The sequence below is a fragment of the Bacteroides sp. D20 genome, from assembly GCF_003436255.1.
Lineage (GTDB): Bacteria > Bacteroidota > Bacteroidia > Bacteroidales > Bacteroidaceae > Bacteroides > Bacteroides uniformis.
The window spans coordinates 61932-82180 of sequence record NZ_QSOO01000007.1 but is presented as its reverse complement, the minus strand read 5'-3'; the positions used below and the strand labels follow the sequence as shown (position 1 = coordinate 82180).

Annotated in this window: 24 protein-coding genes and 1 tRNA gene; 12 read left to right on the top strand and 13 right to left on the bottom strand. The window is 48.1% G+C overall.

What is annotated here, in order from left to right; all coding sequences use genetic code 11:
• Positions 1–41 precede the first annotated feature (41 nt).
• The gene (locus DXD78_RS09210) at positions 42–1211 is read left to right on the top strand and encodes a mechanosensitive ion channel family protein (protein ID WP_034528589.1); all 1170 of its coding nucleotides are present in this window, start codon (positions 42–44) and stop codon (positions 1209–1211) included.
• Here the strand turns inward: DXD78_RS09210 and DXD78_RS09205 are convergent.
• Positions 1208–2266: an endonuclease/exonuclease/phosphatase family protein gene (locus DXD78_RS09205; protein ID WP_117652688.1), complete on the bottom strand. Its 1059-nt coding sequence runs from the start codon at positions 2264–2266 to the stop codon at positions 1208–1210. The two genes, DXD78_RS09210 and DXD78_RS09205, sit on opposite strands and share 4 nt — an antisense overlap.
• A 39-nt stretch (positions 2267–2305) precedes the next feature.
• Complete coding sequence (locus DXD78_RS09200) at positions 2306–3763, bottom strand: aminoacyl-histidine dipeptidase (protein ID WP_117652687.1); 1458 nt, start codon at positions 3761–3763, stop codon at positions 2306–2308.
• Positions 3764–4001: 238 nt separating this feature from the next.
• On the opposite strand from DXD78_RS09200, the gene DXD78_RS09195 reads away from it, so the two are divergent.
• Positions 4002–4235: a hypothetical protein gene (locus DXD78_RS09195; RefSeq protein WP_005835814.1), complete on the top strand. Its 234-nt coding sequence runs from the start codon at positions 4002–4004 to the stop codon at positions 4233–4235.
• Between the two features lie 25 nt (positions 4236–4260).
• Positions 4261–4863 (top strand): OmpH family outer membrane protein, encoded by a 603-nt coding sequence (locus tag DXD78_RS09190; RefSeq protein ID WP_005835815.1) that lies wholly within the window; start codon positions 4261–4263, stop codon positions 4861–4863.
• Between the two features lie 136 nt (positions 4864–4999).
• On the opposite strand, the gene DXD78_RS09185 is transcribed toward DXD78_RS09190, so the two are convergent.
• The 4 genes from DXD78_RS09185 to DXD78_RS09170 form a co-directional block, all read right to left on the bottom strand.
• On the bottom strand, positions 5000–5770 hold the full coding sequence (locus tag DXD78_RS09185) for a copper homeostasis protein CutC (RefSeq protein WP_008663843.1): 771 nt from the start codon (positions 5768–5770) through the stop codon (positions 5000–5002).
• An 85-nt stretch (positions 5771–5855) separates the two neighbouring features.
• On the bottom strand, positions 5856–7394 hold the full coding sequence (gene rny, locus DXD78_RS09180; protein ID WP_005835816.1) for a ribonuclease Y: 1539 nt from the start codon (positions 7392–7394) through the stop codon (positions 5856–5858).
• A 125-nt stretch (positions 7395–7519) separates the two neighbouring features.
• Positions 7520–7810, bottom strand: a complete 291-nt coding sequence (locus DXD78_RS09175) for a cell division protein ZapA (protein ID WP_005826408.1) — start codon at positions 7808–7810, stop codon at positions 7520–7522.
• Positions 7811–7824: 14 nt separating this feature from the next.
• Entirely contained in the window at positions 7825–8139 is a 315-nt protein-coding gene (locus DXD78_RS09170; RefSeq protein WP_005835817.1) for a hypothetical protein, read from the bottom strand.
• Between the two features lie 449 nt (positions 8140–8588).
• Between DXD78_RS09170 and DXD78_RS09160 the strand changes: the two genes are divergently transcribed.
• The 4 genes from DXD78_RS09160 (at position 8589) to DXD78_RS09145 (ending at position 10604) form a co-directional block, all read left to right on the top strand.
• Positions 8589–8963: a DUF2141 domain-containing protein gene (locus tag DXD78_RS09160; protein WP_034525507.1), complete on the top strand. Its 375-nt coding sequence runs from the start codon at positions 8589–8591 to the stop codon at positions 8961–8963.
• Between the two features lie 12 nt (positions 8964–8975).
• Positions 8976–9560: a hypothetical protein gene (locus DXD78_RS09155; protein ID WP_005826414.1), complete on the top strand. Its 585-nt coding sequence runs from the start codon at positions 8976–8978 to the stop codon at positions 9558–9560.
• Between the two features lie 16 nt (positions 9561–9576).
• Positions 9577–9867, top strand: coding sequence for a transcriptional regulator (locus DXD78_RS09150; RefSeq protein ID WP_005826416.1), 291 nt, complete (start codon positions 9577–9579; stop codon positions 9865–9867).
• A 158-nt stretch (positions 9868–10025) separates the two neighbouring features.
• Positions 10026–10604 (top strand): MTA/SAH nucleosidase, encoded by a 579-nt coding sequence (locus tag DXD78_RS09145; RefSeq protein ID WP_005826419.1) that lies wholly within the window; start codon positions 10026–10028, stop codon positions 10602–10604.
• Positions 10605–10713: 109 nt separating this feature from the next.
• Here the strand turns inward: DXD78_RS09145 and DXD78_RS09140 are convergent, their stop codons facing one another.
• Entirely contained in the window at positions 10714–11073 is a 360-nt protein-coding gene (locus DXD78_RS09140; RefSeq protein ID WP_009036614.1) for a YbaN family protein, read from the bottom strand.
• Positions 11074–11108: 35 nt separating this feature from the next.
• Here DXD78_RS09140 and DXD78_RS09135 point away from each other — a divergent pair, with 35 nt between their 5' ends.
• The 4 genes from DXD78_RS09135 to DXD78_RS09120 all read left to right on the top strand — a co-directional run bounded on the left by DXD78_RS09135 (position 11109) and on the right by DXD78_RS09120 (position 13805).
• Positions 11109–11981, top strand: coding sequence for a pyridoxamine kinase (locus tag DXD78_RS09135; protein WP_022401645.1), 873 nt, complete (start codon positions 11109–11111; stop codon positions 11979–11981).
• Positions 11982–12001: 20 nt separating this feature from the next.
• Entirely contained in the window at positions 12002–12835 is an 834-nt protein-coding gene (locus DXD78_RS09130; protein ID WP_117652686.1) for a phosphodiester glycosidase family protein, read from the top strand.
• Between the two features lie 105 nt (positions 12836–12940).
• Positions 12941–13273: a 6-carboxytetrahydropterin synthase QueD gene (gene queD / locus DXD78_RS09125; RefSeq protein ID WP_005826426.1), complete on the top strand. Its 333-nt coding sequence runs from the start codon at positions 12941–12943 to the stop codon at positions 13271–13273.
• Positions 13260–13805, top strand: coding sequence for a radical SAM protein (locus DXD78_RS09120; RefSeq protein WP_057089189.1), 546 nt, complete (start codon positions 13260–13262; stop codon positions 13803–13805). The genes queD and DXD78_RS09120 overlap by 14 nt, the downstream gene beginning before the upstream one ends.
• Positions 13806–13862: 57 nt before the next feature.
• On the opposite strand, the gene DXD78_RS09115 is transcribed toward DXD78_RS09120, so the two are convergent.
• The 6 genes from DXD78_RS09115 to DXD78_RS09090 form a co-directional block, all read right to left on the bottom strand.
• Positions 13863–13935 (bottom strand) — tRNA-Trp (locus DXD78_RS09115).
• A 75-nt stretch (positions 13936–14010) separates the two neighbouring features.
• Positions 14011–14586, bottom strand: a complete 576-nt coding sequence (locus DXD78_RS09110) for a uracil-DNA glycosylase family protein (RefSeq protein ID WP_117652692.1) — start codon at positions 14584–14586, stop codon at positions 14011–14013.
• A 54-nt stretch (positions 14587–14640) separates the two neighbouring features.
• The gene (locus DXD78_RS09105; protein ID WP_009036619.1) at positions 14641–16737 is read right to left on the bottom strand and encodes a KamA family radical SAM protein; all 2097 of its coding nucleotides are present in this window, start codon (positions 16735–16737) and stop codon (positions 14641–14643) included.
• A gap of 163 nt (positions 16738–16900) precedes the next feature.
• The gene (locus DXD78_RS09100; protein ID WP_005826441.1) at positions 16901–17527 is read right to left on the bottom strand and encodes a hypothetical protein; all 627 of its coding nucleotides are present in this window, start codon (positions 17525–17527) and stop codon (positions 16901–16903) included.
• Between the two features lie 86 nt (positions 17528–17613).
• Entirely contained in the window at positions 17614–19002 is a 1389-nt protein-coding gene (locus tag DXD78_RS09095) for a sodium:alanine symporter family protein (RefSeq protein ID WP_005826443.1), read from the bottom strand.
• A 198-nt stretch (positions 19003–19200) separates the two neighbouring features.
• Entirely contained in the window at positions 19201–19842 is a 642-nt protein-coding gene (locus DXD78_RS09090) for a helix-turn-helix domain-containing protein (RefSeq protein WP_008663818.1), read from the bottom strand.
• A gap of 149 nt (positions 19843–19991) precedes the next feature.
• Here DXD78_RS09090 and DXD78_RS09085 point away from each other — a divergent pair, with 149 nt between their 5' ends.
• On the top strand, positions 19992–20168 hold the full coding sequence (locus DXD78_RS09085) for a histone H1 (RefSeq protein ID WP_005826447.1): 177 nt from the start codon (positions 19992–19994) through the stop codon (positions 20166–20168).
• Positions 20169–20249: the final 81 nt, after the last annotated feature.

The following is a 20249-nucleotide window of genomic DNA, read 5'->3' as shown; positions in this document are numbered from 1 at the left end:
GATTGTTATACAAACAAGACACTTCAAAAAAAAGAGAGCTTATGATGAGTTTAGGAGGATGGATGAATAAAGTCCTGATAGGTTGGGGGATAGACCCGAAGTTTGCCGATATGTTTGACGAGACGATTATTGCACTGCTGATGGTGGGGCTTTCGATAGGGCTGGACTATTTGTGCCAGGCAATCTTCGTTGGCGGTATGAAGCATTATACCCGACGCTCTCCCCATCAGTGGAATACGTTGCTGATGAAACGCAGGGTGATACACCATTTGATACATATTCTGCCGGGAATCCTCATCTACTACCTGCTGCCCATGGCCTTTGTGCGTGGAAAGGAGATGCTTGAGTTCTCACAAAAGGTGTGTGCTGTCTATATCATTGTGGCGGTGCTGCTTACTATTAACGGCTTGTTGCTGGTACTGCTCGATGTTTATAACATGAAGGACAAGCAGAAGAACCGTCCGCTGAAAGGCTTCGTGCAGGTATTGCAAGTGCTGCTGTTTTTTATCGGAGGTATCATAGTGGTTTCAGTGCTGATAGGCAAGTCTCCTATGACCTTGTTTGCCGGTCTGGGCGCATCTGCAGCTGTACTGATGCTGGTATTTAAGGACAGCATTCTGGGGTTTGTGGCCGGCGTGCAGCTCTCTGCCAACGACATGTTGCGGATAGGGGACTGGATAGCGCTGCCGGGTGGCGTTGCCAATGGAGTTGTAGAGGAGATTACGCTGAACACGGTCAAGATACGCAACTGGGATGAAACCATCTCGACCGTACCGCCGTATACCCTGGTGAACAACTCCTTCCAGAACTGGCGCGGCATGCAGGAAAGTGGCGGGCGACGGGTAAACAAGAATATCTTTCTGGATATGAGTACCCTGAAGTTCTGCACTCCGGAAATGCTGGATAATATCCGCAAGGAAGTCCCCTTGATGGCCGACTATCAGCCAGCAGAAGGAGAGGTGCCAACCAATGCACAGCTCTATCGTATCTACATCGAACGTTATTTGTGTAGCTTGCCGGTGGTGAACCAGGAGATGGACTTGATTATCAGCCAGAAGGAACCCACGACGTATGGGGTACCCATTCAGGTATATTTCTTCTCTCGCAACAAGGTATGGAAAGAGTACGAGCGCATTCAGTCCGACATCTTCGACCACTTGCTAGTGATGGTACAGAAGTTTGACTTGAAACTGTATCAGTATTCCGACTAATATATCAACCGGAACTCCGCATATACAGGCAAGTGGTCGCTGTATCCTCCTTGATACTTCATCCCGTAGTAGGTGCGGAAGGGTTGCTGCCCTCCGTATTTCTTGTCTCTTGTCAGTAGGAAGGGCAGGCAGAATACGTCTGTCTTCGCTTCCTCTGTATATAGCGGTGTGTGTTCTTGCAGCAACGTACCTGATACGATGATGTGGTCTAGTAATCCCCATTCTCCTTGATACTTGTAGCTGCCGAAGTGCTTGCGTGTTTTGGCTTTTCCTGCCAGTAGATGGTAAAGTTTTTGTGGACGTAGAGAGTCTTGCAATGTTGACGGTGCTGCTGCCTCCAACACCTCCTTTACCGATTTATTCTCCGGATAATCGTTGAAATCCCCTAAAAGGACAATTTGCGGATGTCGGCGTATCGTGTATAGGCTGTCTATGGCATGCTTCACCTTTCGGGCAGCCAGTCGCCGGTAAGGTTCAGATTCTTTTGCCCCTCCCGAACGGGATGGGAAGTGAGCTACCAGTACATCAAGCGTATCCCGGTTCAGCAACAATCCGCTGACGTGAAGAATGTCCCGTGTGGGACGGCTATTCTTCCGGGGCTTTTCTACGGGGAAGCTCTGATAGGAAAGCAGTTTGAAAAGATTACGTTGATACAACAGCGCTACGTCGATGCCGCGTTCGTCGGGAGATTGTGTCATCACATACCGGTAGTCTGCTTCGCGCAAGGCAGAGTAGCGGGTAAGGTCGCGCATCACACTGTCATTCTCCACCTCACACAAGGCAACAAGGGCGGGCGGCGTCCATCCTCCGGTGGCGATGATGACGCGGGCTATATTATCCAGTTTCTTTCTGTATTTAGAGTAATTCCAATGCCGGGTGGCATCCGGCAGGAACTCGTAGTCATTCTTTAGTGTGTCATGTCGGGAGTCGAATAGGTTTTCTACATTGTAGCTTACTATCCGAAACGTGAGGGTATCTTTTCCTTCTTGCCCGTACAGACTGATGTACGGGCAGAGAAGGAAGAGTATAACTCCTATCTTATGGATAACGTTCATACAAACGATTCCCGTTCCCCTTTAAGGAACGCGGGATATTTATTTCACCGGAATGTGCTTCAGTATATCCAGCAGATGTTCCCAGAACTTCTGTACGGTAGGAATCAGCATCCGTTCGTCGGGAGAGTGCACACCCTGCAGGGTAGGTCCGAAGGAAATCATGTCCAGTGCCGGGTATTTGTCAAGGAACAGTCCGCATTCCAAACCTGCATGGATAGCTTTTACCTTGGCATCTACACCGAACAAACGTTTGTAGGACTCAACAGCCACTTCCAGGATTTCTGAATGCGGGTTGGGCTTCCAGCCCGGATATCCGTCGCCGAAAGATACGGCTGCTCCACCCATTTCGAATACAGTACGCACCATATTGGCAATGTCTTGTTTGGAGGAGGCGGTAGAGCTGCGCTGGCTGGTCTCGATACGGATGATATGGCCGGGTTTCATCTTTACGGAGGCCAGATTGGTGGAGGTTTCCACCAGCCCCGGAATGTCTTGGCTCATGGCATACACACCGTGAGGTGTGGCATAGATGGTTTGCAGCAAGCGCTTGGCGGTATCTTTGTCAATGGCTTTGGGACGGGCTGCTTCCGATTCAAGCACGAATTGGAGGTCCGGGTCAACGACGGCATATTCTGCCTCCACTTCGGCGGCAAAGACATTCAAGTCTGTGCGCAGGGCATGCTTGTCGGCATCGGGTATGGCAATTACCGCGTGTGCTTCGCGGGCAATGGCGTTGCGCAGGTTACCACCGTCTATTTCGCAAAGGTACATGTCGTACTTCTGGGATGCCTGGCTCAGGAAGCGGTTCAGCAGTTTGTTGGCATTGCCGCGCCCCAGGTGTATGTCGCCGCCGGAGTGTCCGCCTTTCAGCCCCTTTACCTGCACTTTGCAGCAGAAATACCCTGCCGGTACGTCCACTTCCCGGTAGGTGAATTCGGCAACGGAATCTATACCGCCTGCACAGCCGATGAAGAGCTCGCCTTCATCCTCGGAATCGAGGTTCAACAGAATGTCTCCGTTCATGAAGCCTTCTTTCAGGGCGAAGGCACCGGTCAGTCCGGTCTCCTCGTCCACGGTGAAGAGGCATTCGATAGGACCGTGCTCGATGCTGTCGTCGGCAAGGATAGCCAGTTCGGTGGCTACACCGATGCCGTTGTCGGCTCCCAAGGTTGTACCTTTGGCTTTCAGCCATTCACCGTCAATTTCGGTTTCGATAGGGTCGGTCAGGAAGTCGTGCTTCACGTCGTTGTTCTTTTCACATACCATGTCGATGTGCGATTGAAGTACGACAGTCTTGCGGTTTTCCATACCCGGAGTAGCGGGTTTCTTTATCAGAACGTTTCCGGCTTCGTCCACCTTCGTTTCCAACTTATGTTTTTCTCCGAATGCTTTTAAGTAAGCAATGATTTTCTCTTCCTTCTTCGAAGGGCGCGGCACTTGGCAGATTTCCTCAAAATAGTGAAATACACCAGCCGGTTTCAAGTCTTTTTTTTCCATAATTATCTGAATTAGCGGCTGCCTTACATGTGTTTATGCAGCCTTCATTATCAATTGTCAAATATCAATTCTCCATTAAATTAACCACTTATTGCTAAATATGGTTAAATTGATTGACTATTTTATTCCCCTTTCTCTTTTTTTAGAGTAAAAAAGGCGAGTTAGTCCAACCAAAGCCCTATATTTGCACCCACAAAAATAGTAAAAACACTATTTTCATGTAACAAAATTAATGGAAATGCTTGATACAATATTGATAACTCTGTTAATAGTTGCTATTTGCATTGTTTTATTGGGTGTAAAGGTCTTTTTTGTGAAAGGCGGCAGGTTCCCTAACGGGCATGTCAGTGGCAATAAGGCAATGCGCGATAGAGGTATCGGCTGTGTGCAGTCGCAGGATAGGGAAGCACAACGCAAGTCCCGTTTTTCCATTGATGAACTGGAAAAAGCCTTAAACGATAGTATGAACTAATTTTAAAAAACAATATTTATCAATTATGAAGAGATTAAACTACCTCATGAACGGTCTGGCAGCTCTCGCACTGATCGTTTTATTTGCTCAATGTGCCGGCAATACTGATAAACAGACGACAAGCGCTCCTGCACAAGCCGGCGGATTATCGGAAATGAAAATTGCTTATGTTGAAATAGATACGCTTTTGGCAAAATACAACTATTGCATAGACTTGAATGAGGCTATGGTGAAGAAGGGCGAGAATGTCCGTCTGACATTGAACCAGAAAGCCAGCGAACTGGAGAAGCAGAAGCAGGAATTCCAGACAAAGTATCAGAACAACGCTTATCTTTCTCAGGAGAGAGCACAGCAGGAATACAACCGCATTGCAAAGTTGGAGCAGGATTTGCAGAACCTGAGCAACAAGCTGCAGTCTGAGCTGATGAGTGAGAATGAAAAGAACAGCCTGCAACTGCGTGATTCTATCAATGCTTTCCTGAAGGAGTACAATAAGACAAAAGGTTACAGCATGATTATCAGCAATACGGGTTTTGACAATCTGCTCTATGCAGACAGTGTCTACAACATCACCCGTGAGATTCTGGATGGCCTGAATGCAAGATACTCTTCTCCGGTGAAGAAATAATATTTATCCTATGATATAAAAAAGGATGTACTGAAAAGTACATCCTTTTTTTATAGGCCTCTCCCTCGCCCCCTCCCCCGTAGGGAGGGGAGTTTTGAAGTGTTTGTATTTTGTAGGACTATCTCTGTCCCCCTCCCTACGGGGGAGGGGCTAGGGGAGAGGCTTTTAATGCTCCGATTGTACGCTTTACCCGCTCCGCAGTAGTGATGGTGTGTGTGTATTCATCAATATGTACCGTTCCTCCCATAGAGACGGCGGAATTGTGATAGAGCATGGAGCTTTCGATATTTTCCCTGGCGGAGAAATGAAACTCGCGGATACCGGTTTCTCGGGCAATGTGGGCTATGTTGGCTTCATTCACCCCACAGCCTGCCAATAGAATGATTCGGCCTGATGCTTGTTGTTGGAGCTCTTTCAAAAGGGGAATGCCTTGCTCTGCTGTAGATTGCTGTCCGGAAGTTAGGATGCGGTTGCATCCTAATGCGATAATATCTTCTATTGCTTTTTGTGGATTTCTGCATACATCGAAAGCACGGTGGAAGGTGACGGACATCCCTTGTGAGGCTTTCATAAGCTGCTCCATCAATGGAATGTCTACATCTCCTTCTGCCGTCAGGCAACCGAACACGACTCCGTCAGCGCCTAGGCGGCGGGCATTCTCTATGTCTTTCAGCATGATGCGCTGTTCGGTGGAGGAGTAAAGGAAGTCTCCTCCACGGGGACGGACAATGATATGCAATTTGGTCTGCTGCAATACTTCCCGTGCGATGAGGATATCGCCGTATGAGGGGGTTGTTCCTCCCTCGGGGATGCCTGCGCATAGTTCCACCCGGTCTGCTCCGCCGGCTTGTGCGGCAATACAACTCTCTACGGAGTTGGCACAAACTTCAAACTGATAATCTTTCATTTTGTAAAGTTATGGTTGTGGTGCAAAAATAAGAAAAGGGTGAATACGAATTCACCCTTTTCTGCATTTATTTTCTTTTCTGATGTTACTTTGCGTAGCTCACCGCACGTGTCTCACGGATAACGGTAATCTTCACCTGACCCGGATAAGTCATTTCGTCCTGAATCTTCTTGGCGATTTCACCGGAAAGGTTCTCCGTCTGCTTGTCGTCAATCTTGTCTGCACCGACAATGACACGCAACTCACGGCCTGCCTGGATGGCATATGTCTTTGTCACTCCCGGATAGGACATGGCCAGTTGCTCAAGGTCGTTCAGGCGCTTGATGTATGCTTCTACAATTTCGCGGCGTGCTCCCGGGCGTGCTCCTGAAATGGCATCGCATACTTGTACGATGGGGGCCAGCAGGCTGGTCATTTCCACTTCGTCGTGGTGGGCACCGATGGCGTTGCAGATGTCTGGCTTTTCCTTGAACTTTTCTGCCAGCTTCATACCATAGAGTGCATGCGGCAATTCCGGTTCCTCATCGGGTACCTTACCTATATCATGCAGCAGTCCGGCACGTTTTGCTTTCTTCGGGTTGAGTCCCAGCTCTGATGCCATCACAGCGCAAAGATTGGCTGTCTCGCGTGCATGCTGCAAAAGGTTCTGGCCGTATGAAGAACGGTATTTCATCTTACCGATAATGCGGATAAGTTCCGGATGCAGACCGTGGATGCCCAGGTCGATAGTAGTGCGTTTACCGGTTTCGATGATTTCCTCTTCTACCTGCTTGCGTACTTTGGCAACTACCTCTTCGATGCGTGCTGGGTGGATACGTCCGTCTGTTACTAACTGGTGCAATGCCAGACGTGCAATCTCACGGCGAACCGGGTCGAAAGCTGACAATACGATAGCTTCCGGAGTATCGTCTACCACAATTTCCACACCGGTGGCAGCTTCCAGGGCGCGGATGTTGCGGCCTTCGCGACCGATGATACGTCCCTTGATTTCATCTGATTCGATGTGGAATACGGTTACTGAGTTTTCAATGGCTGTTTCCGTAGCCACACGTTGGATGCTCTGTATCACGATGCGCTTGGCCTCTTTGCTTGCCGTCAGCTTGGCGTCGTCCATGATGTCGTTGATGTAGGACTGGGCTTGCGTTTTGGCTTCTTCCTTCAGGGATTCCACCATGCGCTCTTTGGCTTCTTCGGCAGAAAGTCCGGAAATGGCTTCCAGCTTTTCTATTTCCTGGCGCTGCATGTGCTCCAGTTCTTCTTTCTTCTTGTCTACGATGGACAGTTGGGCTTCCAGATTTTCTTTCACGGCTTCTGCTTCCATCTTCTTGCGCTGGATTTCTTCCTGGCGTTGGTTCAGTACCAATTCACGTTGTTTCAGCTTGTTTTCTGCCTGCTGTATCTTTTGGTTACGTTGGGCCACTTCTTTTTCCAAGTCTGCCTTCTTGTTCAGGAATTTTTCCTTTACTTCCAGCAACTTATTCTTCTTAATCACTTCCGCTTCCGCTTCCGCATCTCTCAGGATACCGTCGTATTTGTTTTTCAGCCCGTGCTTGAAGAACAAGTACGAGGCAAACCCTCCGACAATGAAGCAGGCAATGGATAATACTATTGTAACTACTGTCATTTTATTAATTTGTTTTTAGTATATAAATAAAAAAGCACTGCATAAAAGCTTGCTTTGATGAAGGGCAAACTTTTGTACAGTGCGCGAATTTCTCTCTTTTACCGACCCGACGGAGGGATTGCAGCTTATTGTTCCTTGAAATAGGTCTCCAATACCTCTGTCAGTTCCTTTATTTTAGCTGTATAGGGTTCAGTATCATTACGGTCCTTCAACTGAAGGTTTTCTAAAGCGAACTGATAGGCCACCATGGCTATAATTCTCTCTAGAGACACATTCTGATAATGCTCCCGATACGCATTGAGCCTGATATCTACCTGCTTGGCGGCTTCTCTTACCATTTCCTCGTCCTCACGGTTGATTGTGAGAGGGTAGGAGGCTCCTGCCATCTGCAGGTTTATCTTTATCTTATCGTTCATACATCCTCTTCTCTTTATTCATTCAACAAAGCGATGCATTTATCGACTTCACGCACTAATTTGGACAATCGCAGTTTCGTCTCTTTCACGTCACTGCCGTTAAGGCTGATTGTCGTAGCTGTTTTTAGGTTCGTGTAGTTAAGTTCCAGTTCCCGGTATTCAGCTTGTACCTTCCCGTATTCCTCCTCTTTGGCTTCAAGAAGTTGCTTTAGCTCAGCATTTTCGCGTTTTAATTCATCGTGCAGATAGATTAAATGCCGCAGTCTGGCTTCAAAGGTACTTAATAGCTTCTTTTCTTCGTCTGTCATCACTACACCAAAATTGTACACAAAAATACAATTTACTTGGAGATTACAAAAACTTTTCGGGGAAAATATGCTGTAGAAGTGCCGAAATAACCGAAGTGGCCTATGAAGTACTGGTTTTGAGGGATTGAAAAAGGGTGGCGGAGGCTGGCTTTTCAAGAGATGTGGATAGGTATGGAACAATTTGCTTTTTAGAAGGATTTTATTTCTTGCTTTTCGAAAGCTTAGTATCTCCGTTACTAAATAGTAATCGTCCGACGCTTGTTTAGTAAGGCCGAAATTACTTTTTGCTGTTTTAGGCACTACTCTTTAGGTGCGGTTGGAATAGTATGTAGTAAAGGAAGGAGGAGATGCTAAGAAATAAATAAAATAATTTATATAATAATTTGGTTTATAAAATAAACCTTTTATCTTTGTATCGGAGTTCGAACCCGAAATGTGATTTTGGTATGTATAACTTAAAGAGAATGATTATGAAAACGATTGTTTGTAGAAGTATGGCGGCAGCTCTTCTTTGTGTATTTGCATTGGGGGTGTCTGCGCAAGATGTTCTGAAAGTGAAGGTGATGAACATACCTTCTGCTGTGGGAAAGATAATGATTGCCACTGACAAGGGGCAGTATGGTATGGTAGATGCCAAGGGCACGGAGGCGGTACTGGAACTGAAAGATGTGACAGTGGGTAAATATAAGCTTTATGTCTATCATGATGAAAACAACAATTATCAGTTGGATAGGGAAGACGGAATTCCATCTGAGTATTGCGCGATAGCGGATGTGGAGGTGAGCGCCGACACGAAGCAGGTGGAGATAGCACTTAAGCGGGTATTAAAAGGAAGCAACAAATAAGGCGGCAGGAAAATGGAAGAAAGAAAATTGAATGAGAAAGAGAGTTTAGAACTCATCACTCGGATGATACAGAACACGAAGGACAGAATGGCGGAAAATTCAGGGACACCTTTTTTGCTGTGGGGATATGTAACGGTAATTATCTCGTTGCTGGTTTGGTTTCTATTGAAGGAAACGGGCAATAACAATTGGCAATTCCTATGGTTCCTGCTTCCAGTCATAGCCTTTCCTGCTACGTTGTGGAGTCAGCGGAAGGCTCGGAAAATGTTGAAGACCTACATAGACCGTGTTGTGGATTATGTGTGGACGGTATTTGGACTGGGTGCTTTCTTGGTATCGTGTACCGCCATATTTGTATGGAAGATTCCTATTCTGTTTGTCATTTTGCTGATGATGGGGATGGGAACTGCCCTGACGGGACTGATTGTGAACACGAAAGTGGTTACGATAGGGGGAGTGCTGGGAGCCTTGCTCTCGTTGGGATGTTTCTATATGCCCGGCATAGACCAGATACTGTTTTTTGCATTGGCGTTCGTCTTTATGATGGTGATTCCCGGACATTACATGAACAGTGTGGCGAAGCGTCACAAACAATAAAAGAAGAGGATGATATATGTTTAAAGAACTGAACCCTTTGCTCCATAGCGAACTGCGGCTTGCGGTGATGTCGTTGCTTATTAGTGTCGAGGAGGCGGACTTTGTCTATATCCGCCAGCAGACCAAAGCTACGGCAGGAAACCTGAGCGTGCAGATAGACAAACTCAGCAAGGCGGGATATGTGGAGGTGACAAAGACTTTTAAAGGAAAGATGCCTTGTACGATTTGTAAGATCACTCCGCAAGGAGTAGACGCATTTGAGGAATATGTAGAGTCATTGAAATCTTATCTGGCAGGGAGGTTGTGAGTGTGGGTGACTTTACATTTATGGGGTAAAGATGGAAATCTTCTGAAAAAGGTTTCTATCTTTGCCTTTTTCATGAGAAGGAGGAGGGTGTGTCATCAACCGTTTTGCCACCCTCATGCCGGACAAAATTTAAACAGACTCTAAAAAGATAGAATGATATGAGAATTTTAGTCACTTATGCCGTACAAGGCGAATTTACGGAATTGAAATTTCCCGGACTGATAGGGGAGGAAGAGGTGCAGATAGGCTATCTCCGTACCGGTGTGGGAAAGGTGAAATCGGCTTTTTATCTTTCTGAAGCGATAAGCCATGCGCAACCGGACTTGGTGGTCAATGTAGGTACGGCAGGGACTATCCGTCATCGGGTAGGAGATATTTTCGTATGCCGTCATTTTGTAGACCGTGATATGCAGAAGCTGGTGGAGCTTGGTATGGAGTATGAGATTGATTCAATGGATTTGTTGTCCCAAAAAGGATATTGTTTACACTGGCCGGCAGGCGGTGTATGCAATACGGGGGATACTTTCTTGACAGAACTCTCGGATGTGTCCGGTGATGTTGTGGATATGGAAGCCTATGCCCAGGCTTTGGTATGCCGTGCCAAGAATGTTCCTTTCATTTCGGTGAAGTACGTGACGGATATTATCGGGCAGAACTCCGTGAAACATTGGGAAGACAAGCTTGCCGATGCTCGGAAGGGGTTGGGAGAATTCTTCGAAAAATTGGGAGGAGTTTGATTAATGTGCTAATATGCCAATGTGCTAATTGGCTGCGCTATGTGTATATTAGACTCTCACACCGCAGGTCATTGGCACATTAGCACATTAACCACATTAGCACATTCATTTATCTCAACGTCTTGAATGACAGTATATGCCAAGTCACCCCCACAGCGACAAGGAACAATACTGTCTTTATTTCTGTTAGTGGAATCAGGAAGAAGATGCAGTAAACCATTGTTCCCCACATCAGCAGTAGGGAGATGATTTTGGCACGTAGAGGGATGGCTTTGTTCTCGCGGAAGCTGCGGATGTAGGGACCGAGGCATTTGTGGTTCAGCAACCATTGGTACAGTCTGGGTGAGCCTCTGAAGTAGAGTGCTGCCGTGAGCAGCAGGAAAGGCGTGGTGGGCAGCAACGGCAGGAAGATGCCGATGATGCCGAGTGCCAAAGAAACTGTTCCCAAAATGATGCAGACGGTTTTCATGCGGCAAATGTAGGAAAAATAATAATATAGATAATATGTATGCGAATAAAGTAAAGAAGGTTGTTGCCGTCCACGACTTGTCGGGAGTCGGACGGGTGTCTCTGACGGTGGTCATTCCCATCCTTTCGTCTATGGGCTTTCAGGTGTGTCCGTTGCCTACAGCCGTATTGTCGAGCCATACCCAGTATCCGGAGTTCTCTTTTCTGGACTTGACGGATGAAATGCCGAAGATTATTTCCGAGTGGAAGAAGCTGGAAGTACAGTTTGATGCCTTTTATACCGGCTATCTGGGTTCTCCGCGGCAGATACATATTGTTTCTGACTTTATTGATGACTTCCGCCGACCGGACGGTCTGGTTGTGGTAGACCCGGTGTTGGGTGATAACGGACGGCTTTATGCGAACTTCCACGAGTCCATGATTGATGAAATGAAACATCTCATCACCAAGGCCGATGTCGTTACTCCCAATCTGACGGAGCTGTTCTATCTGCTGGGTATTCCTTATAAGGAGATGAATACGGATGAGGAATTGAAGTCATACCTTCGCCGGCTTTCCGATTGTGGTCCCGAAGTGGTGATTATTACCAGTGTGCCCGTACGGGATGATAAGCATAAGACGTCCGTGTATGCCTATAACCGGAACGGTAACCGCTACTGGAAGGTTACGTGTCCTTACCTGCCGGCCCATTATCCCGGAACGGGGGATACGTTTACCAGTGTCATCACCGGAGCACTGTTGCAAGGCGACAGTTTGCCCATTGCCCTGGACCGTGCCACGCAGTTCATTCTGCAAGGTATCCGTGCTACTTTCGGATACGAGTACGACAACCGTGAAGGTATACAGCTTGAAAAGGTGTTGCATAATCTCGACATGCCGATTCAAATCTGCAGCTATGAATTAATTTAAACCAATCCCATCTATTCTATATGAAAAAGAAAATATTCCTGGCAGTGTTTCTCTGTTGCGGCATGTTTGCAGCAATGGCGCAGACTGCTGCCGACTCTCTTGCCATCGTTTCTGCCGATTGGCAGACTGAGCCCCTGCAGAAAGGGATGCTTTATAAAAAGGCAGTATTCAGTTCTTTGTATGGAGTTCCTCAGGAAGTGTCTATTTTTGAAATATCCCCGAAGCGCTACCGTTTCGATGTGCTCGTCCACAATCCCAAGGAGGAGACCAGTATAGCCGCCCGGCATGCAGGTGCGGTGGCGGCCATCAATGGCTCCTATTTTGATATGAAAGCCGGAAATTCCGTCTGCTATCTGCGTAAGGACGGGGTGGTGATAGATACTACCTCTACTGGGGTTCTGGCAACAGTGTCCAATGGAGCTGTACTTATAAAGAAGGGCAGGCTGGAACTGATTCCCTGGAGCAAGCAGGAAGAAAAGGCATGTACTTTGAAAAAAGGCATTGTGCTGGCTTCCGGCCCTTTGATGCTGAAGGACGGGCAAGTGTGCGACTTGTCCGGGACTAATCGGAATTTTGTAAATACCAAGCATCCCCGCAGTGCTGTGGCGCTGACAAGAGAAGGAAAAATCCTGCTTATTGTTGTTGACGGACGTCGGAAGGGAAAAGCGGAAGGTATCAATATACCCGAGCTTGCCCATATGATTCGTATATTGGGCGGGGAGGATGCGTTGAATCTGGACGGCGGCGGTTCTTCTACGCTGTGGAGTGGGGCGTTGCCGGATAAGGGAATAGCCAATACCCCGAGTGGCAGTGCAGAGCGTAAGGTTGCCAATTCTCTTTGTGTGTACGAATAAGTTAGGGAAGTAAATGGATAAATCTTAAGTTTTTTGTAATTTTGCCGTCGCATCGAGGTGACATTAGATGCGGCAACTTATTATATTAATTAGCGTATTAACAATATGTACACAGTCATCAAACGCATGGAAGTGTCGGCTGCCCATAGCCTGAAACTTTCTTATCGCAGTAAGTGTGAGAATCTGCACGGTCACAACTGGATTATCACTGTCTATTGCCGTTCCAAAGAGCTGAATGCGGACGGAATGGTGGTAGACTTCAGTCACATCAAGCAGGTGGTAAAGGAACAGCTGGATCATCATAATCTTAATGAAGTGCTGTCCTTCAATCCCACAGCCGAGAACATAGCCCGTTGGATATGCGACCAGATACCCACTTGCTTCAAGGTAGAGGTGCAGGAGTCGGAATCAAACATTGCCGTCTATGAGGAAGATTAATGAGATATTCTACAGTTTGCAGGGAGAAGGATACCATACGGGTACCCCGGCTGTCTTTATCCGTTTTTCCGGTTGCAACCTGAAGTGCCCCTTCTGTGATACGCAGCATGAGGACGGCATACTGATGTCCGATGAAGATATCGTAACAGAAGTCAGTAAATACCCTGCCGCTACCGTGATACTGACCGGTGGAGAACCCTCCCTTTGGATTGACCGTGAATTTGTGGATTGTCTGCACCAGGCGGGAAAGTATGTCTGCATTGAAACAAACGGTACCCGTCTGCTGCCGGATAATATAGATTGGGTGACCTGCTCTCCCAAGCAGGGGGTAAAGCTGGAAATTACGCGTATGAATGAAGTGAAGGTGGTGTATGAAGGGCAGGATATTACTGTTTATGAGCAGTTGCCCGCCGGGCATTTCTTTCTTCAGCCTTGCTCTTGCAGCAATACGGCCGAAACGGTGGATTGCGTGATGAAGCATCCTAAGTGGAGACTTAGTTTGCAGACACATAAGCTGATAGATATCCGGTAGGCATTTATAAAACGAATAATGGCTGTAAGCAATGCTTACAGCCATTATTCGTTCATGCACGGGAGGAGAGGCTCGAACTCCCGACACCCGGTTTTGGAGACCGGTGCTCTACCAACTGAGCTACTCCCGTGTTTGCGGCTGCAAAGGTAATGCAAACTTTCAAATATGCAAGTAACAGACGTACTTATTTTATAAAGAAAGTTGCTTACAACATCTGTAAGTCCTGATACATAATGAGATACGCTGCTGCTTTTTTTTCCAGTGCCAGCGGGTAGGCTCTTGAGGAAGAAGGCATCCGGTAGAGGCGCATCGGATGGTTTTCGAAAAGAAACTCCGTGAAGTCGCCTACTTTGGGCTTGTCGATGGAAAACTGCGTGCACAGCGTGTCCGTTGCCTTCTCGCCGGTGGTGACGATAGCCTTGCATTGCGGTATCCGGTGCAGTAGGGCAGGAATGTCCGTAGGCTGCACTACTTCCAGAAACTTGTCCGAGGCATTGTCCTGCAGGCGCCGTATGGCAGAGGCTGTGTCGAACAAGGCAATACCCTTTTCCTGCAGGAAACTGATGAGGCGTTCTTTGCAGAAAGCCTTCTTCGTCTTGTCTACAAAATAATCCTTGTCATTGAAGAAAAGGAACCCGGTAATCCTCCACATGTCATTGTTCCAGTTGGGGTAGTAAAACTCCATGGACCACCGCTTTTTCTGCGGAGGAAAGCTTCCCAGCATCAGCAGACGGGCGTTGCCGGGAAGGAAGGGTTCTAAAGGGTGTTGTTCTATTTCCATACTTTCCAATTTCATTGTTCTGCCTGCAAAAGTACGGAATATATCTTGGATATGCTATCCTGCAATGTCCTGATTGCTCATTCTGTCGGTGATTTGGAAGGGGAAATCAGAATATTCGTAGAGGCTGAACCGGGATTCCGTCTTGCCTTCCGTATAGTTCCAGATGGTGGCATATTCTTCGGCGTCTTCTCCCATGGCTTGCAGCTGACGGAGGTAGGAGGCTATGGACTTGTTTTCTACGATATATATTTGTCCCAGCTGGTCTATTATAGGGCTGTGGCGCCGGGTGCCGTCATGGTCGAACCGTAGGATGCGCTTGCCTTCGGGGGTGATGCCTACCATGTTGAAGGTCATGCTCTTGCCGATGGCGGGCAGATTGAGTACATTGCGGTCGGTGGCGAGGAAAGGCAGGTGGTGCGTTTTCAGGAAACGCCGGATGCAGGCTGCCGGGTCATGGACGGTTCCAAGCAGTACGGACAGATTATGGGCATCTTCCTTGGTCAGCTTCCCGAAGCGCTTTTCTTCCCGTTGCTCTTGTACGGAACGGCTGTTGGGGGTAAACACGGCATTGTTTTCTTCAAAACCTTTCACGGAGAAGGTGTAGTAGCAAACCACTCCCAACTGATTGAGCACTTGCCGCAGGCGGGTAGTATGCCCCCGGCGGGATGCAGCTACGTTGTATACCAGTTGGTTGTCAATGAGCCAGCCTGCCGCCAGCAGTTTGCGTATTCCTTCGGCAGCTTCCGGAGTGACTTCGAGCGGGGTTTGGAAATGTGTCTGGATAATGAACTGGCGGATGCCGATGGTAGACGCCTTTTCCTTGAATTCCCTTAGAATCTCCACCAGCCCGTCATTGATGCGCATGGGCAGGTAGGCGGGGAGGCGTGAGCCGAGGCGTACACGTTGCAGCTCTGCATACTTTTCTCCTTCGGGCCGTTCCTGATTGGCTTTCCGCTTGCGGACTGCCATGCGGTAGACGGCGTCTAATATGTTGCCCAGCGTCTTGTTTTGGCTCATCAGTGCGTCACCGCCGGTGATGAGAATGTCCCGCAGTTGCGTGTCTTCCTCAAAATAGTCCATCAGCCGGCGCAGCTTCTTTTCCCATGTCTCCTTGGGACGCAGGGTGTCAAACTCAAAATTGAGCCGTTTGCTTTGAAAGTCGTACATACGCTGACAAGATGCGCAGAGTCCTCCGCAGGCGCGTCCCATGGTGTCGGGGATGAGGATGGCCACTTCCGGATAACGGCGGTGGATGTTATGCCCGTCGGGCAGCAGCCAGCCGGCGGCGTTGGGTTTACCTGGTTCTACGATATCCTCCCGTTCCCAGGCACGTATCTGTCCGTAGGTTTCCACCAGTTGGGGTGAATAGAGTATATAGCTGCGCAGGGCCTCGTCGTCGTATCCGCTGCCGGTGCAGTTCAGCAGTGACAGATAATAGGGGGTGGCGAAGAAAGGCATTCCCTTCTTGCGGGCTTTTGAGAGCAGGTACATGGTTTCGGCAGAAAGGGAGTTGCCGAGAAGACGGTTTAGCTCCGTAGGGCTTTTGACGGCCATGGCAAGATGGAAACGGAAGTCATTCCACCATTCGCTGACGAGGTTGAACTTCTCCTCGTAGCTGAGTCCCTCTTCGAAATGGAAGCGGGAAGCCGGGTTCTTGCGGTGCTCAATCTTCTGCACTAGTGCATGCAGGATGCGTTCCTTGTTCTTTGCACGGATATGCTGCACGTCTTCATCCAGTCCGCTGGGCCAGCGTTCGGTCAGGGTTTTGATTTTCTGTGCGGAGGGCAGAGCGGGGGCGGGTTGGTGGAGGCGTTTGAACTGCTGGAACAAGTCGATGAACAGGTCCGTTTCCGTTTCCTCTTCCCATTGTCCCGTGAGGAAGGAATGCAGCATTGATAAAGTTGATATGGGCAGCTGTTCTCCGATGGAGAGCTCGTGTACTTCCTGCCCGTCAAATTCAATCAAGAGTCGAATTTGCTTACCGGCCTCGCTGTCCACTTCCGGATGTCCGGCAATGTACTCCGCCAGGTTGGCTTTGAAGGCTTCCGCATCGTCGCTTTGAACGGCGATGCTGACCAGTTCAGGGAGTTCGTGCCGATAAAGTTGTTCCAGTTGTGAGAGAGTGAGTGCAAGCATTTTCTTTTGTTTCATAAGCGGTTGTTTTTTTGAAGTTAATATTTATGATGGTTGACGCGGGGTGCGTCCTTGTGTTCCGTGAGGGGAAAATGATTTCATTTGCTAAAAATAACAAAAAAAAGCGGGAAATTTCTTTCCCGCCTTCTTGTTTCTAAAGTTCTTTAGAATTCTTTTTCTTTTATTTCTCTTCGTTGGCTTTCTGTTTCGGTTCCTTTTTGGCCAGCATCACTACGTTGTAAACGTACTCGGTCATCCATTGTTCCGAATATCCCAGACGCTCTTTGTACTGGCGTACTGCCGCTGCCGTTTTGTGTACATCGTCCTTTTTCCATACGGTTTTTGTACAGACGTCGTGTACGGTTTTTTCGGTCATGCTGCGCAGTGCTCCCTTGAAGATGGAAGGCATGCGGAATTTCCACTGCATCAGGTTTCCCATCAGCATCATCAAGTCATTGGAGAAGCCTTGATACATAAAGAGATAACCTTGTACGTCGTTCTGCGTACGGCAGTGCTTCTTGACGGAAGTATCAATTTCCTTGAAGAAGTTTTCACTGATGCCGTAGTCCTGCATCAGCATCTTGCGCGAAGCGGCCTTTTCCGCTTGTCCCAGGCGGCCTCCCTGCGTGGGGATTTTGAACAGACGCTTGAAGTTGGCTACATCCGGCACAAAGCGGATATTGGTGATGCCCAGGTTGGCGGCTATTACAGACTGGAAGTAGACGCGTGTCAGTGACACGAAGTCTTCCACATTCTTCGAAGATACTTCTCCGGTATTCTTGTTGAATAGTTTGGCAAATAAACTCATATCAAATTACGAATTACTGATTACAAATTACAAGACCGCAGGTCATCCAGCGGTTCCGGCTGCAAAAGTACGAAATAAGTTGGTTATCACCAGCACTCTATGTCTTTTTCTACCTCTTTCAGGCGGTTCTTGGTGAAAACGGGGTCTTTGATACCGGCGCTTTTCTGTGCGCGGTAGTCTTCAAGCAGCCTGAAAGCGTATTTTCCGAGCAGGCTGATGGCGATAAGATTGCAGAGCGCCATGAGTCCCATAGTGACGTCGGCAAGGCTCCATGCCAGGTCGAGGGTGGCAACAGCACCGAACATGACCATGCCGCCCACCAGTATACGGTAGATGTTGAGCACCCATTTACGGTGGGTAAGGTAGCGCACATTGGCTTCTCCGTAATAATAATTTCCCAGAATGCTGCTGAATGCGAAGAAGAACAAGGCTACCGCAACGAAGATGGCTCCCAAAGGTCCTATCTCGTTGGTCAGCGCATGCTGGGTAAGCTGTACGCCGTTTGTGGAACCATCCAGTGGAGCACCGCTGAACAGAATGATGAAAGCGGTGCAGGTACATATAATCAGCGTATCGGTAAATACTCCCAGCGTCTGAATCAAGCCTTGCTTCACGGGGTGGCTGACGTGTGCGGTTGCCGCCACATTGGGGGCGGACCCCATACCGGCCTCGTTGCTGAACAGCCCGCGTTTGATGCCCTGCATCAGCGCCATGCCGACACCCCCTCCCAAAGCCTGCTCCCATCCGAAGGCGTGGCCGACAATGAGTGCCAGGACTCCCGGCAGCTCTTTGATGTTCAACAGAACGATGATAAGTGCCAGTGCAATGTATCCCAACGCCATGATGGGGACGATGATGCTGCTGACTTTGGCTATGCGCTGTACGCCTCCAAAGATGATTGTCAGCGTGAGTGCGGTGATGATCCCTCCCACAACGGCATGGTCGAACCCGAAAGCGCCTTCGAAAGCGGCACACAGTGTATTGCTCTGTACCGAGTTGAATGCAAATCCGAAGGTAATGGTGATAAGTACGGCAAACAGTGCCCCCATCCACGGCTGTTTCAGTCCCTTACGCATATAGTAGGCCGGGCCGCCGATAAAGGAGTCTTTGCCCTTTATCTTATACAATTGGGCCAGTGTAGATTCTACAAACGAGCTGGAAGCACCCAGGAGGGCAATCACCCACATCCAGAATACAGCGCCCGGACCGCCTACTGCAATGGCGGTGGCAACCCCTGCAAGATTGCCCGTACCTACACGGCTGGCAATGGAGATGGCAAATGCCTGGAACGATGAGATATGCTTTTCCTTGGCATCGCCTTTCCCGCCCGAGTCGCCCAGCAGACGTACCATTTCCTTTATCATCCGGAACTGTACAAAGCGGGTTCTCAGCGTAAACCATACGGCGCATCCCAACAGCAGGGCAACGAGGATGTAGGTCCAGAGCAGGTCGTTTATCAGATTTATTATTCCCATAATGTATATGTACAGTTATCTATTTGTAGTAAAAAACTCACACAAAACAAGTGCTACCCTCTGTCGTTACTTTAGGCTACCTCTGTCGTTAACTGAGATAGATTTCTTGCAAGTCGGTGATAATCAACGTGGTATAAACTCGTGTGCTGCGATTTGTACCATGGACAAATCTGGACAAACCTGACGGAATCTCCTTGCCTATTTCAGCTTGAAGTGAAATTTGTGTCCTTCAAACACCGGTTCCACTATGTCATAACGAACAAACTTTGCCAGCAGATGTTCGGCGGCGCGTCGGGAAAGATGCGCCAGGCGGCAGTAACGGTTCAATGACAGGCGGTCGTTCTCTTCCAGCAGATTGAGCAGCAGCTGTTCCCGTTCGGTATATTCTATCAGTTCTCCTTTCGGACTTTCGCTTTGTTGCCAGACACGTAGATGGACGGGAGTGGCAAGGATGTTTTCATCCTTGATACGGAGATAGGCAAGATATTTTCCCGTTTCGTCCTTGGCATATACCGGCTTCCGGTCACTTTCCTCGATTTGTACCACCAGCACACTACGGCCTTCCACCTGATAGGTCTGCATGGTATAGTTCACTTCGGGGCTGCAATAAAGTCCGGCAGCCGCTTCTATCATATATTGTTCTTCGTCCGAACGGACACCGGCAATTTTCCCGTTATCTTTCACTCCGATAAGCAGTTTTCCACCGTCTGTATTGGCAAAGGCTGAAAGGGTTTTGGCTATCTTGCGGGCGTCGGATATTTCGAACTTGAAATCCTGCTGTTGGTGCTCTCCTTCGGCTATGAGAGCGTGTATATATTCGGTGTCAGTAAGCGTTTTCATGCTTGCAAAAGTAGATAAAAAATGCGTAAGAGCCCCTTTTTGCGGCGATTTTACCGAATATTTCAAAAAAAATATCGTTTTTCTGCATTTATTTCAAGAAAGAATGTATTTTTGCCAGACATTATTAACGAAGTAATTTAAAAAGGATTATGAAAGAATTAGTTGAAAAAGTAGCTGCATTGTATGCAGACTTCTCAAAAGATGCAAACGCTCAGTTGGAAAACGGTAACAAGGCAGCAGGAACTCGCGCTCGTAAGGCTTCTTTGGAAATCGAAAAAGCTATGAAGGAATTCCGCAAAGCATCTTTAGAAGCTTCTAAGAAGTAAGAAAAAAAGCATATTTGATGCTGCGAAAGACTGCCACTACTGGCGGTCTTTTTTGTTTTTGAAAAGTATTATTGCTACTTT

Bases quoted from the DNA above. Each gene is read 5' to 3' on its own strand.
- DXD78_RS09140 (WP_009036614.1), bottom strand. From the start codon at position 11,073: ATGAAAACCGTCTGCATCATTTTGGGAACAGTTTCTTTGGCACTCGGC.
- queD (WP_005826426.1), top strand. From the start codon at position 12,941: ATGTACACAGTCATCAAACGCATGGAAGTGTCGGCTGCCCATAGCCTG.
- DXD78_RS09095 (WP_005826443.1), bottom strand. From the start codon at position 19,002: ATGGGAATAATAAATCTGATAAACGACCTGCTCTGGACCTACATCCTC.
- DXD78_RS09150 (WP_005826416.1), top strand. From the start codon at position 9,577: ATGTTTAAAGAACTGAACCCTTTGCTCCATAGCGAACTGCGGCTTGCG.
- DXD78_RS09100 (WP_005826441.1), bottom strand. From the start codon at position 17,527: ATGAGTTTATTTGCCAAACTATTCAACAAGAATACCGGAGAAGTATCT.
- DXD78_RS09195 (WP_005835814.1), top strand. From the start codon at position 4,002: ATGCTTGATACAATATTGATAACTCTGTTAATAGTTGCTATTTGCATT.
- DXD78_RS09120 (WP_057089189.1), top strand. From the start codon at position 13,260: ATGAGGAAGATTAATGAGATATTCTACAGTTTGCAGGGAGAAGGATAC.
- DXD78_RS09155 (WP_005826414.1), top strand. From the start codon at position 8,976: ATGGAAGAAAGAAAATTGAATGAGAAAGAGAGTTTAGAACTCATCACT.
- DXD78_RS09175 (WP_005826408.1), bottom strand. From the start codon at position 7,810: ATGAACGATAAGATAAAGATAAACCTGCAGATGGCAGGAGCCTCCTAC.
- DXD78_RS09135 (WP_022401645.1), top strand. From the start codon at position 11,109: ATGTATGCGAATAAAGTAAAGAAGGTTGTTGCCGTCCACGACTTGTCG.
- DXD78_RS09090 (WP_008663818.1), bottom strand. From the start codon at position 19,842: ATGAAAACGCTTACTGACACCGAATATATACACGCTCTCATAGCCGAA.
- DXD78_RS09190 (WP_005835815.1), top strand. From the start codon at position 4,261: ATGAAGAGATTAAACTACCTCATGAACGGTCTGGCAGCTCTCGCACTG.
- DXD78_RS09130 (WP_117652686.1), top strand. From the start codon at position 12,002: ATGAAAAAGAAAATATTCCTGGCAGTGTTTCTCTGTTGCGGCATGTTT.
- DXD78_RS09200 (WP_117652687.1), bottom strand. From the start codon at position 3,763: ATGGAAAAAAAAGACTTGAAACCGGCTGGTGTATTTCACTATTTTGAG.
- DXD78_RS09160 (WP_034525507.1), top strand. From the start codon at position 8,589: ATGAAAACGATTGTTTGTAGAAGTATGGCGGCAGCTCTTCTTTGTGTA.
- DXD78_RS09145 (WP_005826419.1), top strand. From the start codon at position 10,026: ATGAGAATTTTAGTCACTTATGCCGTACAAGGCGAATTTACGGAATTG.
- DXD78_RS09185 (WP_008663843.1), bottom strand. From the start codon at position 5,770: ATGAAAGATTATCAGTTTGAAGTTTGTGCCAACTCCGTAGAGAGTTGT.
- rny (WP_005835816.1), bottom strand. From the start codon at position 7,394: ATGACAGTAGTTACAATAGTATTATCCATTGCCTGCTTCATTGTCGGA.
- DXD78_RS09210 (WP_034528589.1), top strand. From the start codon at position 42: ATGATGAGTTTAGGAGGATGGATGAATAAAGTCCTGATAGGTTGGGGG.
- DXD78_RS09085 (WP_005826447.1), top strand. From the start codon at position 19,992: ATGAAAGAATTAGTTGAAAAAGTAGCTGCATTGTATGCAGACTTCTCA.
- DXD78_RS09105 (WP_009036619.1), bottom strand. From the start codon at position 16,737: ATGAAACAAAAGAAAATGCTTGCACTCACTCTCTCACAACTGGAACAA.
- DXD78_RS09205 (WP_117652688.1), bottom strand. From the start codon at position 2,266: ATGAACGTTATCCATAAGATAGGAGTTATACTCTTCCTTCTCTGCCCG.
- DXD78_RS09110 (WP_117652692.1), bottom strand. From the start codon at position 14,586: ATGGAAATAGAACAACACCCTTTAGAACCCTTCCTTCCCGGCAACGCC.